At 66.7% G+C, this 12,690-nt stretch carries 13 protein-coding genes; 7 read left to right on the top strand and 6 right to left on the bottom strand.

Features of this window, described 5'->3' with window-relative positions:
- Positions 1–10: 10 nt before the first annotated feature.
- Both miaA and mutL read right to left on the bottom strand, forming a co-directional pair.
- Positions 11–973 carry a tRNA (adenosine(37)-N6)-dimethylallyltransferase MiaA gene (gene miaA, locus QHC78_RS02015; protein ID WP_319742205.1) on the bottom strand — a complete coding sequence of 321 codons (963 nt, stop codon included), beginning with the start codon at positions 971–973 and terminating at the stop codon, positions 11–13.
- Positions 974–991: 18 nt separating this feature from the next.
- Positions 992–2,875, bottom strand: coding sequence for a DNA mismatch repair endonuclease MutL (gene mutL / locus QHC78_RS02010; RefSeq protein ID WP_319742204.1), 1,884 nt, complete (start codon positions 2,873–2,875; stop codon positions 992–994).
- A 130-nt stretch (positions 2,876–3,005) separates the two neighbouring features.
- Between mutL and QHC78_RS02005 the strand changes: the two genes are divergently transcribed.
- Positions 3,006–3,668, top strand: coding sequence for a VTT domain-containing protein (locus tag QHC78_RS02005; RefSeq protein ID WP_319742203.1), 663 nt, complete (start codon positions 3,006–3,008; stop codon positions 3,666–3,668).
- A gap of 62 nt (positions 3,669–3,730) precedes the next feature.
- On the opposite strand, the gene QHC78_RS02000 is transcribed toward QHC78_RS02005, so the two are convergent.
- Together QHC78_RS02000 and tsaE are read right to left on the bottom strand one after the other, a co-directional pair.
- Positions 3,731–5,020 (bottom strand): N-acetylmuramoyl-L-alanine amidase, encoded by a 1,290-nt coding sequence (locus QHC78_RS02000; RefSeq protein ID WP_319742728.1) that lies wholly within the window; start codon positions 5,018–5,020, stop codon positions 3,731–3,733.
- An 89-nt stretch (positions 5,021–5,109) separates the two neighbouring features.
- The gene (gene tsaE / locus QHC78_RS01995; RefSeq protein ID WP_319742727.1) at positions 5,110–5,586 is read right to left on the bottom strand and encodes a tRNA (adenosine(37)-N6)-threonylcarbamoyltransferase complex ATPase subunit type 1 TsaE; all 477 of its coding nucleotides are present in this window, start codon (positions 5,584–5,586) and stop codon (positions 5,110–5,112) included.
- Between the two features lie 46 nt (positions 5,587–5,632).
- Between tsaE and queG the strand changes: the two genes are divergently transcribed.
- On the top strand, positions 5,633–6,742 hold the full coding sequence (gene queG / locus QHC78_RS01990) for a tRNA epoxyqueuosine(34) reductase QueG (RefSeq protein ID WP_319742202.1): 1,110 nt from the start codon (positions 5,633–5,635) through the stop codon (positions 6,740–6,742).
- A gap of 215 nt (positions 6,743–6,957) precedes the next feature.
- A complete protein-coding gene (locus QHC78_RS01985) occupies positions 6,958–7,947 on the top strand; it encodes a tripartite tricarboxylate transporter substrate binding protein BugE (protein WP_413816395.1) in 990 nt (329 codons plus the stop codon).
- A 35-nt stretch (positions 7,948–7,982) separates the two neighbouring features.
- On the opposite strand, the gene QHC78_RS01980 is transcribed toward QHC78_RS01985, so the two are convergent.
- Positions 7,983–8,435: a DUF2214 family protein gene (locus tag QHC78_RS01980; protein WP_319742201.1), complete on the bottom strand. Its 453-nt coding sequence runs from the start codon at positions 8,433–8,435 to the stop codon at positions 7,983–7,985.
- Positions 8,436–8,650: 215 nt separating this feature from the next.
- Here QHC78_RS01980 and QHC78_RS01975 point away from each other — a divergent pair, with 215 nt between their 5' ends.
- The 4 genes from QHC78_RS01975 to plsY all read left to right on the top strand — a co-directional run bounded on the left by QHC78_RS01975 (position 8,651) and on the right by plsY (position 11,523).
- The gene (locus QHC78_RS01975; protein ID WP_319742200.1) at positions 8,651–9,277 is read left to right on the top strand and encodes a TetR/AcrR family transcriptional regulator; all 627 of its coding nucleotides are present in this window, start codon (positions 8,651–8,653) and stop codon (positions 9,275–9,277) included.
- Positions 9,278–9,363: 86 nt separating this feature from the next.
- Complete coding sequence (gene xerD / locus QHC78_RS01970; protein ID WP_413816407.1) at positions 9,364–10,218, top strand: site-specific tyrosine recombinase XerD; 855 nt, start codon at positions 9,364–9,366, stop codon at positions 10,216–10,218.
- A 28-nt stretch (positions 10,219–10,246) separates the two neighbouring features.
- Positions 10,247–10,732, top strand: a complete 486-nt coding sequence (gene ybaK / locus QHC78_RS01965) for a Cys-tRNA(Pro) deacylase (RefSeq protein WP_319742198.1) — start codon at positions 10,247–10,249, stop codon at positions 10,730–10,732.
- 161 nt (positions 10,733–10,893) lie between these two features.
- Entirely contained in the window at positions 10,894–11,523 is a 630-nt protein-coding gene (plsY, locus tag QHC78_RS01960) for a glycerol-3-phosphate 1-O-acyltransferase PlsY (RefSeq protein WP_319742197.1), read from the top strand.
- 28 nt (positions 11,524–11,551) lie between these two features.
- Here plsY and tsaD read toward each other — a convergent pair whose 3' ends face one another.
- Entirely contained in the window at positions 11,552–12,589 is a 1,038-nt protein-coding gene (gene tsaD, locus QHC78_RS01955) for a tRNA (adenosine(37)-N6)-threonylcarbamoyltransferase complex transferase subunit TsaD (protein ID WP_319742196.1), read from the bottom strand.
- Positions 12,590–12,690: the final 101 nt, after the last annotated feature.

The following is a 12,690-nucleotide window of genomic DNA, read 5'->3' as shown; positions in this document are numbered from 1 at the left end:
CGGGGCCGGCTCAGGGACTTGCGCCCGCCGCCGCGTCGAGCACGGGAGCGGCCGCGTCGATGACGCGTGCCGCGCTGTCGGCGGCCAGGCAGTCGACGACGGCACGGTCCGGCAGGGCGCGCAGCCATGTGATCTGCCGCTTGGCCAATTGCCGGGTGGCGGCGATGGCCTGTCCCCGCATCTCCGCACCGTGGATCTCGCCCGCCAGATAGCGCCAGACCTGGCGATAGCCGACGCATCGCAGGGAAGGCAGGTCCGGGCCGAGGTCGGGACGTGCGCGCAGGCGGCGGACCTCGTCGACGAGGCCGGCCTCGAGCATGGCGTCGAACCGCTGTTCGATCCGGGCATGCAGGCCTGCCCGCTCGGACGGTTCCAGGCTCAGGTTGACGTAGTGCAGCGCCGTCTCGTCCGGTGCGGCTTGGCCCGTCAGCAAGGCCGACATGGGCCGGCCCGTGAGGGCATGGATCTCCAGTGCGCGCTGGATGCGCTGGCTGTCGTTGGGAGAGAGCCGGGCCGCCGTTTCGGGATCGACCGCGGCCAGCTCGGCATGCAGGGCGGGCCAACCGATTTCCGCGGCACGGGCGTTGAGACGGGCCCGCACGAGCGCATCGGCTTGGGGCAAGGTATCCAGGCCCTCGCGCAGCGCCTTGAAGTACATCATGGTGCCGCCGGCCAGTACCGGGATCCGGCCACGGGCGCGGATTTCGGCGATCAGGCGCAGCGCTTCCGCCCGGAACTGGCCGGCCGAGAAGGTTTCCGCCGGGTCCCGGATGTCCAGCAAGTGCTGCGGAACCCGCTCGCGTTCCGCTGCGCTGGGCTTGGCCGTGCCGATGTCCATGCCCCGGTAGATCGTTGCCGAATCGACGTTGACGATTTCAATCGGCCAGCGCTCGGCCAACGCCAGGGTGGCGGCGCTCTTGCCGGCGGCGGTCGGGCCCATCAGGCACAGGACGGAAGGCGTACTGGGAGGCATGGGGGAACTGGCGCCGGTTCAACGGCCCCGCAGGAACAGCCGGTCGAGGTCGCCGACGCTGAGCTGCACCCAGGTCGGCCGGCCATGGTTGCACTGGTCGGCGCGTTCGGTGGTCTCCATTTGCCGCAGCAGCCCATTCATTTCGTCCAGCGTAAGCCGGCGGTTCGCCCGGACCGCACCGTGGCATGCCATGGTGGCGAGCAGTTCATTGCGTTGTTCGGTCAACAGGCGCGAGGCGCCGATTTCGGCGAAGTCTCGCAGGACTTCGCGCGCCAGGGTTTCGATATCGGCTTGGGCGAGCGGGGCCGGCACGGCGCGCACGGCGATCGAGGCCGGTCCTGCGGGGCGCAATTCGAAACCTACCGCGGCGAGGTTCTCCTGTTGTTCCTCCACCAGCGCGACGTCGCGTTCGGAAGCACGGAACACGACGGGCACCAGCAGGTTTTGCCGCGGCATGCGCTGCATGTCCAGCGCGTTCTTGAGCTGCTCGTAGACGATGCGTTCATGCGCCGCGTGCATGTCGACCACGACCAGGCCATGCGCGTTCTGGGCCAGGACGTAGATGCCGTGAAGCTGGGCGATCGCCATGCCCAGCGGAAATTCCGTATCGGCGGGCAGCGCGGCAGGGCGGTTCGCGGCGATGGGTGCGGGCCGCACCGGCAGGCCGGGCGCGGCGGCAGGCGACGGCGCGAGCGGTTCGTGCAAGGCCAGGATGCGGGCGCCGAGCTCCGGCCGGTAGGCGGGACCCGCGTCGTGCAGCCTGAAGGGCAGCTGCGAGGCGGACGGCAGCGCCGGCATGACAGCGCCTTGCCCGGCTGGCGCAACCGTGGCCGGCTCGGCATCGGCAGGAAAACGCCCTCCCAAGGCTTGCGCGCCCTCGCCGGCGTGGCCATCGGCAGCCCCCGGCGCGGGAACGGCACCCGCCGCGTGGGCCAGCGTCTGTCCGACGATCTGGGCGACGAACCGGTGCACCGCGCCGCTGTCGCGGAACCTGACTTCGTGCTTGGCCGGATGCACGTTGACATCGACCGCCGCGGGATCGAGGTCCAGGAACAGCACATAAGCGGGTTGCCGGTCGCCATGCAGGACGTCGGCATAGGCCGTGCGCAGGGCATGGCTGACGGTGCGGTCCCGCACGAAGCGGCCATTGACGTAGAGATACTGCCGGTCGGCGCGGGCGCGCGAGGCGGTCGGGCGGGAAACCACGCCGTGCAGCCGGATCGAGCCCGCATCGGCCTGTACCGGCAGGCCGCCTGCGCCGAACTCGGTCCCCAGCACGTCGTGGATGCGGCGCACCGGATCGGACGGCAAATGCTGTTGGTAGGCCCGGTCGTGATGGAACAGCCGGAAAGCCACCTGGCAATTGGCCAGCGCAATGCGTTGGAACGCCTCCACGCAATGGCCGAACTCCGTGGCTTCCGATTTTAGGAACTTGCGGCGCGCCGGGACGTTATCGAACAGCTGCCGCACGTCTACGGTCGTGCCCGGGGGGCCGGAAGCGGGCGCGACCTGGCCGTCTTCCCATTGCCAGGCGTGGTCGGCCTCGGCGGTGCGCGAGATCAGCGTCAGCCGCGCCACCGAGGCGATCGAGGCCAGCGCTTCGCCCCGGAACCCCATCGAATCCACGGACTCCAGTTCGTTGAGCGAACGGATTTTGCTGGTCGCATGACGCGCAATGGCCAGGGGTAGTTCTTCGGGAGGAATACCTCCGCCGTCGTCGCTGACCGCAATACGCCGTATGCCGCCGCCCTCCAACCTTACGTCGATTGCGCGCGCTCCGGCATCGATGGCATTCTCCATCAATTCCTTCAGGACAGAGGCAGGGCGCTCGATGACTTCGCCGGCTGCGATCTGGCTGATCAAAAGGTCGGGAAGCGGGGCGATGGGACGGCGTTGGGGCATGGGCCGATTATAGTGGCCCGGCATACCGCCGGCGGCAGGTCGTCCTGTCATGCTTTGACATGTCCAGAAACATCGACGTGGGCTATAGTGCCCTCTCGGTTGCCAAGCTCGCGGACGATCCGGTTTTCCTATGCTCGAATTTCTCAACATGTTGATCCATATCGACCAGACGCTGGGCGTATGGGTCGCGCAATACGGTGCGTGGATCTACCTGATCCTCTTTCTTATCATTTTTGCGGAAACCGGTCTCGTGGTGGTGCCGTTCCTGCCAGGCGATTCCCTGCTGTTCATCGCAGGGGCGTTCGCGGCCACCGGATACATGCATCCCGGCCTGTTGATCGCGCTGCTGCTGATTGCCGCGGTGGCCGGCAACACCGTGAATTACTACGTCGGGCGCTACATCGGGCCGCGGGTCTTTTCGCAGAACATCCGGTTCCTCGACCGCGAGGCGCTGCTCAAGACTCACGCGTTCTACGAAAAGCATGGCGGCAAGACGCTCGTCATCGCCCGTTTCCTGCCCATCGTCCGGACCTTCGCGCCTTTCGTGGCGGGAGTCGGATACATGACGTTCGCGCGATTCCAGTTCTTCAACGTCGTCGGCGCGCTGCTGTGGGTGGTCCTGCTGGTGCTGGCCGGCTACTTCTTCGGCAACTTGCCGATAGTGCGGGAGCACTTGAATACCATCGTCCTCGTGGGCCTGGCCGCTGCCATCGTCCCGCTGCTCCTGGGCGCCCTCTGGAAAGGCGTGCGCCATATGACGCAACCGAAAAGCGAGCCGCCTCCTACGCGTTAAGCACAGGGGCGGACCAGGCTCCGCCCCTGCGCCGCTGCCGGGGGCGCGCAAAGCGTCCGGCACTACGTCAGTTTGTTCTTCGAGAGCGGCGGATTGTTCGCGAAATATCGCTGGATGCCCTGCATGATCGCGGTCGCCATGCGGCCCTGGTAGGCATCGTCCGAAAGGCGCTTTTCTTCCTCGGGATTGCTGATGAACGCGGTCTCGACCAGGATGGATGGAATGTCGGGCGCCTTCAGCACGGCAAAGCCGGCTTGCTCGACATGTGGCTTGTGCAACCGATTGATGTTGGACAGTTCATCCAGCACGACCCGCCCGAGCTTGAGCGAATCATTGATCTGCGCCGTGGTCGACAAATCCAGCAGGACGCGCGCGATCTGCTTGTCGTGCGAGCCGATGTTGACGCCGCCGATGAGGTCCGAGGCGTTCTCCTTGGCCGCCAGCCAGCGTGCCGCGCTGCTGCTGGCGCCGCGTTCCGACAGGGCGAAGACGGACGAGCCGCGCGCATTGGGCTTGATCCAGGCATCGGCATGGATGGATACGAACAAGTCTGCCTGCACGCGCCGTGCCTTGGCCACGCGTACGTGCAGGGGAACGAAGTAATCGCCATCGCGCGTGAGCATGGCCCGCATATTCGGCTGCGCGTCGATCTTGGCCTTGAGCCCGCGTGCGATCTTGAGTACGACGTCCTTCTCGCGCGTCCCGCCGCGGCCGACGGCGCCCGGGTCTTCCCCGCCGTGGCCGGGGTCGAGCGCGACCGTGATCATGCGCGCGACGGCCGGCGCCGGCGCGGTCTTCTTGCTGGGCGGCTGGACCTCCGGAATAGGCGCGCCATTGAGCGCTCGTCCGGTTCCCGGGGCCGCCGGCGCATTGCGCTCGGCCTGCAGCTGTTCGAGCATGCGGGTCATCGGATCGTCGGCGCCCTTGTCGGCCAGGGCCAGCAACGGGTCTTGCGCCGCCTTGGGGTAGAGGTCCAGCACCAGGCGATGCTTGTATTCCCCGACCGGTTGCAGGCTGAAGACCTGCGGAATGGCTTCCTGCTTGAGATCCAGTACCAGCCGGACGACATTGGGGCGGTTCTGGCCGACGCGCACGCTGGCGATATACGGATCTTCCGGGCGCACCTTCGATACCAGGTCGCGCAGCGTGGCGCTCATTTCCACGCCTTCGATGTCCAGCACCACCCGGTCCGGGTTGGTAAGCACGAAGTGCTCGGTCTTGAGTTCGGTATCCAGTTCGAGCGTGAGGCGCGTGTAGTCGGGGGCCGGCCACAGGCGCACGGCCACGAGCTCCGCGGCACGCGTCGCCGTGGGTACCATGGGAACCACGAGAGTGGCCGCCAGGCCGGCCATCAACCGGCGCCGGGACACGCCGCGGGGAGCCAGGACGCCCTGGGCCTGGGCGTAGGTGGAGGCCGGCTTACCGGCCGGGAGGTCGGGATCTAGCTCGTCGTGTCGGGAAAAAGTGTTGTCAGCCATGCCTGCCCTTTTGCGGTGTGCGCACGGAGTGTCGCCCCGCGTCCTGCGCCTTCATAAGACAGCGCGATGTCCAGGTCCGGAACCGGAAGCGCACCGCCCGCGCGTTCGGCCCACTCGATGAGCACGAGGGCGTCATCGCGAAGGGCATCCCGGAATCCGGCGTCGAGCCACTCGCGTGGATCGGTAAAACGATAAAAATCAAAGTGATAGCAGTATAAGTTCGAAACTTTGTAAGGTTCAACTAGCGTGAAGGTCGGACTCTTGATTCGACCTGTAACGCCGACTGCGCGCAACAGTGCCCGGGCAAGGCTGGTTTTGCCCGCGCCGAGGTCGCCGTGGAGGTGGATCCGGCCGCCTTTGCGGACCAGCGGGGCCAGCCGGCCCGCCAGCGCCTCGGTCGCGGATTCGTCGGGAAGGTGCAGGTGGTGTGAAGAGGACATGGCGGGATGAAAGGCGTCGTTCGTGGGCATGGGCTACCATGGCAGTATGTCAGCGTTGCCCCCGATTGCGTCTCCTTCTCGCGACGCCGGCCCCGATCTTGCCAGCCTGGTGGAATCGGTGCGCCGGTGGGGGCGGGAATTGGGCTTTTCCGCCGTGGGGGTCGCGGATCTCGACCTGTCCGAGGCCGGAGAGCGGCTTGCCGCCTGGGTGGGCGAGGGCATGCATGGCGAAATGGATTATATGGAGCGCCATTTGCCGCTGCGGCGCGACCCGGCTCAATTGGTGGCCAATGCCCGGTCGGCCATCATGGTGCGCATGGATTATGCGCCCCTGGACGGACCTGAGCTGGCTGCCCGCCAGCAGGCCGCGCTGGCCGACGGAACGAGGGCAGTGGTGGCGGCCTACGCGCTGGGCCGGGACTACCACAAGGTCCTGCGGCAGCGCCTCCAGCGACTGGCGGACCGCATCGCCGAACACATCGGTCCCTTCGGCTACCGGGTCTTTACCGACTCGGCCCCGGTCATGGAGGTGGAGCTCGCGCGCAAGGCCGGCCTGGGCTGGCGCGGCAAACATACGTTGTTGTTGTCGCGCGACGGCAGCTGGTTTTTCCTGGGCGAGATCCTGACCGACCTGCCCTTGCCGGCCGACCGTCTGGAAACACCGCATTGCGGACGCTGCCGCCGCTGCATCGACGCCTGTCCGACCGGCGCCATCGTCGCGCCATACGTGCTCGACGCCCGGCGTTGCATTTCCTATCTCACCATAGAGCTCAAGGGCAGCATACCGGAGGCGCTGCGGCCCGCCATCGGCACGCGCGTCTACGGATGCGACGACTGCCAGACGGCCTGTCCCTGGAACAAATACGCCCGCGCGTCGGCCGTGCCGGATTTCGCCCCTCGCCACGGGCTCGATACGGCAGCGTTGCTGGAGCTGTTCGCCTGGACGGAGCAGGATTTCGAGGCGCGCACGCAAGGCAGCGCCATTCGGCGCATAGGCTACGAGCGCTGGCTGCGCAACGTCGCCGTCGCCTTGGGCAATGCGCCGGCCTCCGAAGCGACCCGTGCCGCGCTGCAGGCCCGGGCGGACCATCCCAGCCAGCTGGTGCGCGAGCACGTGCGCTGGGCGCTGGCGCGCCAGGAAGCCTCGGGCGCTTGAGGGCGGCCGCAACGCCCCTGGGGATCGGGGAAAACGAGAAGAGCGACATCCACAGCGTAACAAGGCCGTTTGCTATTCTTTTGAGCAAGCCCGCTTGAGCCATGAGGTCAAGGCGATATCCGAAGCGTGCCGGATGAAGGCAGGCGCGAATGCGCATCGGCGCAGCGCCGCGTGGGCCGTCCGGCGAGGGTTGTCCAATCCAAAGAGGAGCATGCATGAAAGCCAGAAGAATCACAGCAATGCTGGCGGGAATGGCGGCGGCGGCCGCCACGCTTGCGGCGGTGCCCGGGGCCGCGGTGGCGCAGTCCTATCCCAGCCGGCCGGTGCGCGTCATCGTGCCCTTTGCGCCGGGCGGCTCGACCGACATCATCGCGCGCCTGGTCGGCGAACGCATGGGCAAGGAGCTCGGTCAGCCCTTTGTCATCGAGAACCGGGGCGGGGGCGGCGGCGCCATCGGCGCGACCGAGGCCGCGCGCGCAGCGCCCGACGGCTACACCTTGAGCATCGCCACGGTGTCCACGATGGCCATCAACCCGGCTTGCAACCCCAAGCTCGGATACGACCCGCTCAAGGACTTCCAGCCGGTCACCAACTTCGCCCATACCGCGAACGTGCTCGCCATCAATCCCAAGGTCCAGGCCAACGACTACAAGGCCTTCCTCGAGCTGGCCAAGAAGGAGCCGGGCAAGTTCTCGTTCGCGACCTCGGGCACTTGCAGCATCAATCACTTCCTCGGCGAGCTCTTCCAGCTGGGTACCGGCGCCAAGATCGTGCACATTCCCTATCGCGGCTCGGGGCCGGCCATCGCCGACGTGGTCGGCGGCCAGGTGCAGATGCTGTTCGACAACCTGCCTTCGTCCATGCCCAATATCCAGGCGGGGCGGTTACGCGCGCTGGCCGTGGCCTGGCCGGACCGGGTCGACGGGCTGCCCGATGTGCCGACCTTCAAGGAGCTGGGCCTGCCCTTGATGAACGATCCGGCATGGTACGGCTTGCTGGCGCCCGCCGGTACGCCGACCGAGATCGTGGAGCGGCTGCGCGAGGCGGCGGTGAAGGTCTTGTCCGATCCGCAGGTCAAGGACACGCTGGCCAAGCAGGGGGCCGCGCCCGTGGGGAACACGCCGGCGGAGTTCCGTGCCGAGATCGAGAAAGAACTGAACAAGGCCCGCGACGTCGTCAAGAAGCAGAACATCAAGCTGGAGTAGGCGCGCTGTCGCGCGCAAGGAGCGCCTTCCCCAGGCTAGCTGGCCAAGCCGCGCGCCATGGCCGCGGCCAGAATGGGGAGGGCCACCCAGCCCAGGGCCTGGAGCCGGATCGCGCTGCGTACCTTGGCAATGTCCGGTCCCGCCGGCTGGAAGCTCGCATCATGGCGTGACTGCTGTCGCCAGCGCAGGTAATTGATGGTGGGAAAGGCCGAGATCGCGCCCACCGCCAGGAATACGCCGATCTTGGCCCAGAAGAAGGGATTTTCCAGGAAAAAGTCCGCGCCTTTCGGACTCCAGACCACGCGCGCGGTGCCAATCAACAGTAGCAGGCCGGCCAGGCTGCCGTACCAGGCGTCGGTGCGGCCCAATGTGGCCAGGGGAATCGCCGTTCGCGATGGCGCAAGCAGCGCCCATTGCATAGCCAGCGCGACCGCCATGCCAAGAAAACAAAGATGATGTGCCCCAGCGAGGATGAAGTCGGTCGTCATCTTTTTTGACAGTGTCTAGATTTGCAAAGCGCCACGATAGCATGGATGTTTACAGTGTCAAGAATTATTCGCGCCGTCCCGCATAAAATTTGACAACGTAAAGATTTGTTTGCGAACATGCGACGATGGGATCGGACTTATCGACAGGCAGCCGGAGCGGGCGCCGCGCCAAGCGGCACACGGGCGCCTATCATCACGGTGATTTACGGCAGGCATTGCTGGATGCAGCGCAATCGCTGCTCGAAGAGCGGGGGCTCGAGGGGTTCACGCTACGCGAATGCGCCCGCCGTGCCGGTGTCTCCCACGCCGCGCCGGCGCATCATTTCGGCGACGTGGCCGGTCTGCTCACGGCGTTCGCGGCCGCGGGCTTCCGGCGATTGTCGTCCTTGATGCGTGCCTATCGCGAGGCCGCGCCGGACTTGCCCGAGGCGCAACTGCGCGCGGTAGGCTTGGCCTACATCGACTTCGCGGTCGGGCATCGCGCACAATTCCAGCTGATGTTCCGCTACGACCGGCTCTCGCCGGACCATGCGGAGCTGGAGCAAGCCGGGCGGGAAGCCGCGGGCCATCTTTCGGAGACGCTTGCCGGTGCCCTGGCCGCGCGCGGGCTGCCCGGCGAGGGGAGCGACTTCGATCGCCGGCTGGTACTTGCCTGGTCGGCCGTGCACGGGTTCGCCACGTTGTTGCTGGAAGGCCGGTTGAACGGCTGGCGTGGACGGCGGTCGGTATCCGGCTATGCCGCGCACATGGGAGACGAAATTCTGGCAGTGCTGGAAGTCGCACTGCTGGCACCGCAGGCCGCGGCGCCGGCGAACCGCCGTGTGCGCAGGCGGACGGCATGAACGCAGCCAGGCAGACTCGTGGCGGCGCGCGGCAGGCGGTGGTGCGTCCGGAGGACGATCCCGGTATCGCAGCTTTCATCGAAGCGATGTGGCTGGAGGATGGGCTGTCCGATAACACCTTGCGTGCATATCGGCAGGACCTCGCCGCCTTCGATGCCTGGCTCAAGCAAACGCGTGGTTCGGTGCTCGATCGTGCCCAGGCGCACGATATCGAGGGATGGTTCGCCGCCGTCCATCCGCACAGCAAGGCGACCACCGCCAATCGCCGGCTGGCGACCCTGCGGCGCTACTTCCAATGGGCGCTGCGCACGCATCGCGTCCAGGCCGATCCCTGCCTCACGCTGCGCGCCGCCAAGCAGGCTCCCAGGCTGCCCAAGACCTTATCCGAATCGCAAGTCGAAGCGCTGCTTGCGGCGCCGGATCCCGAAACGGAGCTGGGCTTGCGCGACCGGGCCATGTTGGAGACGCTGTATGCGACAGGGCTGCGCGTGTCCGAGCTGGTGTCGCTCAAGTCCCTGGACGTTGGCCTCAATGAAGGCGTGGTGCGCGTGGTCATGGGCAAGGGCGGCAAGGATCGCCTGGTGCCGCTGGGTGCCGAAGCGGCCCACTGGATCGCGCGCTACCTGGTAGAGTCGCGGCCCGCGCTGCTGGGCGGGAGGGTCAGCGACGTCCTGTTCGTTACTGCGCGAGCGGGGGCGATGACACGGCAAAGCTTCTGGCTCATCGTCAAGAAGTACGCCGCGCGGGCCGGTATACGCGCGGCCTTGTCGCCCCACGTGCTGCGTCATGCCTTTGCTACCCATTTGTTGAACCATGGGGCCGATCTGCGCGTGGTCCAGATGCTGCTCGGCCATGCCGATATTTCGACCACCCAGATCTATACCCACATCGCGCGCGAGCGGCTTAAACTGCTGCACGCCCGCCATCACCCTCGAGGGTAGCCGCAGCCCCGCTGTTCCGCCATACCAGATGAGTAAACCCAAGCACGTTTCCGAAACCCCCGCGACGCAGTTCCTGCGCCAACGCGGCGTTGCGTTTACCGAGCACGTCTACGAGTATGTCGAGCATGGCGGGACGGGGGAGTCCGCCCGGCAATTGGGCGTGGACGAACATACGGTCGTCAAGACGCTGATCATGGAAGACGATGCCGCCAAACCCTTGATCGTCCTCATGCACGGCGACCGTGAAGTGTCGACCAAGAATCTGGCGCGCCAGATCGGCGCCAAAAAGGTGGGGCCCTGCAAGCCTGACGTCGCCCAGCGCCATTCGGGCTACCTCGTTGGCGGCACATCGCCGTTCGGTACGCGCAAGGCCATGCCGGTCTATGTCGAGGCCAGCATCCTGGAGCTGCCGCGCATCTTCATCAACGGCGGCCGGCGTGGCTATCTGGTGGGCATCGACCCGCGCGAAATGGTGCGATTGCTGCAGGCTGTCCCGGTGGCGGCAGCGCTATGATGCCCCGGGTAACTTCCTGCCGCCCGGACGATCGCGAATGCCGCTATGGGTGTTCGATGATTTCGCGCCCGTCCGGGACAGCGTCATAGGCAACCGGTAGAATCGCCGCCTGTCACGCGATTGTCATCGCCGCCCCCACACTGGTTCGAGGCTTACTGTTCATGATCACCGCTGTCGCTGCCGTTCTTGCCTACCTGGCCGGGTCCATACCGTTCGCCGTCATTGTGAGCCGCGTCATGGGGCTGCAGGATCCGCGCACATATGGCTCGAAGAATCCGGGCGCGACCAATGTGCTGCGTTCGGGCAGCAAGGCGGCCGCCGTCCTGACGCTGGTCGGCGATGCGTTCAAGGGCTGGATCGCGGTGTGGCTGGCGCAGGTCTACGGCCCGCGTTTCGGGCTTGGGGATACGACGGTCGCGGTCGTGGCACTGGCTGTATTCCTCGGCCACCTGTACCCGGTCTTTTTGCGTTTTCGCGGCGGCAAGGGCGTGGCCACGGCGCTGGGCGTGCTGCTCGCGCTGGAACCGTGGCTGGGCGTGGCCACCTTGGCCACCTGGGTCATCGTGGCGGTGTTCTTCCGCTACTCGTCGTTGGCGGCGATCGTCGCCGCGGTCTTTGCACCCATCTATTATGTGTTCGGCCATGGCGTCGCCTGGTATGCGGATACCCGCATCGGCACTGCCATAGGACTGATGGCGCTGCTGCTGCTTTATCGCCATCGGCAGAACATCGCCAATTTGCTGTCCGGCAAGGAGAGCCGGATCGGGAAGCGGTCCGGGCCGGCGCGCTGAGGCGCGGAGTGCCTGGCGTCCGCGGTGTTTAGGCTCCCGGACGCGCGCCGGCTTCTTCGAGGTCCCAGCGAGGCTGGACGGTAAAGGCGCTGTGCCGCTCGTCCAGGTTCGCCAGGCCGGCTTGCAGGCGCATCGCCGCTGCGAACGCGATCATGGCGCCGTTGTCGGTACAGAGTTCCAGGGGCGGGAAGAACGCCTGCGCGCCCAGGCCCTGGAGCCGGGCGGCCAGGCGTTCGCGCAGCAGCCTGTTTGCGCCGACGCCGCCGGCGATGACTAGCCGCTTCAGGCCCGTCGCCTCGAGCGCCTTGGCGGATTTGGCCACCAGCACCGACACGATGGCGTCCTGCGTTGCCGCGGCCAGATCCGCGCGAGCCTGGGTGTCGCCCGCGGCCAGCGTCTTCATGCGCGTAAGCACCGCGGTCTTGAGGCCGCTGAAACTGAAATCGAGGTCCGGGCTGTGCAGTTTGGGGCGGGGCAGGTCGAAACGCTCGGCATGGCCCGATTCGGCCAGCCGGGCCAGGGCCGGCCCTCCGGGATAGCCCAGGCCCAGCAGCTTGGCCGTTTTGTCGAATGCTTCCCCGGCCGCATCGTCCAGCGTTTCGCCGAGCAGGCTATAGCGGCCCACGCCATCCACGCGCATCAGCTGGGTATGCCCGCCCGATACCAGCAGGGCGACGAAGGGAAACTCGGGCCGGGGCGTAGCCAGCAGGGGGGACAGTAGATGGCCTTCCAGGTGGTGGATGGCGATGGACGGGAGGTCGCGGGCCCAGGCAATGGCTTGGGCAACGCTGGCACCTACCAGCAGCGCGCCGGCCAGGCCCGGACCGGCGGTGTAGGCAATGGCGTCCACGTCTTCCAAGGCCAGGCCGGCGGCATCGAGGACCTGGCGCGTCAGGGGCAGGACGCGGCGCACATGGTCGCGCGAGGCCAGCTCGGGGACGACGCCCCCGTAGTCCTGGTGCATGTCGACCTGCGAATGGAGCGCGTGGGCCAGAAGGCCGCGCTCGGCGCTGACCAGGGCCACGCCGGTTTCATCGCAGGAACTTTCAAAGCCGAGGACGATCATGGAAAATGAGTGCTGATGCGACTATGATCAGAGTTAACCCTAGCGGTCAGTGTAGCATCGGGTCCGAATAAGGGTTGGCAACTTAGGCAAGGATCTGCTAT

Source organism: Pigmentiphaga sp. (assembly GCF_033795525.1).
In the GTDB taxonomy this organism is placed as follows: Bacteria; Pseudomonadota; Gammaproteobacteria; order Burkholderiales; family Burkholderiaceae_B; genus Pigmentiphaga.
This window is presented reverse-complemented; position numbering and strand designations above follow the sequence as displayed.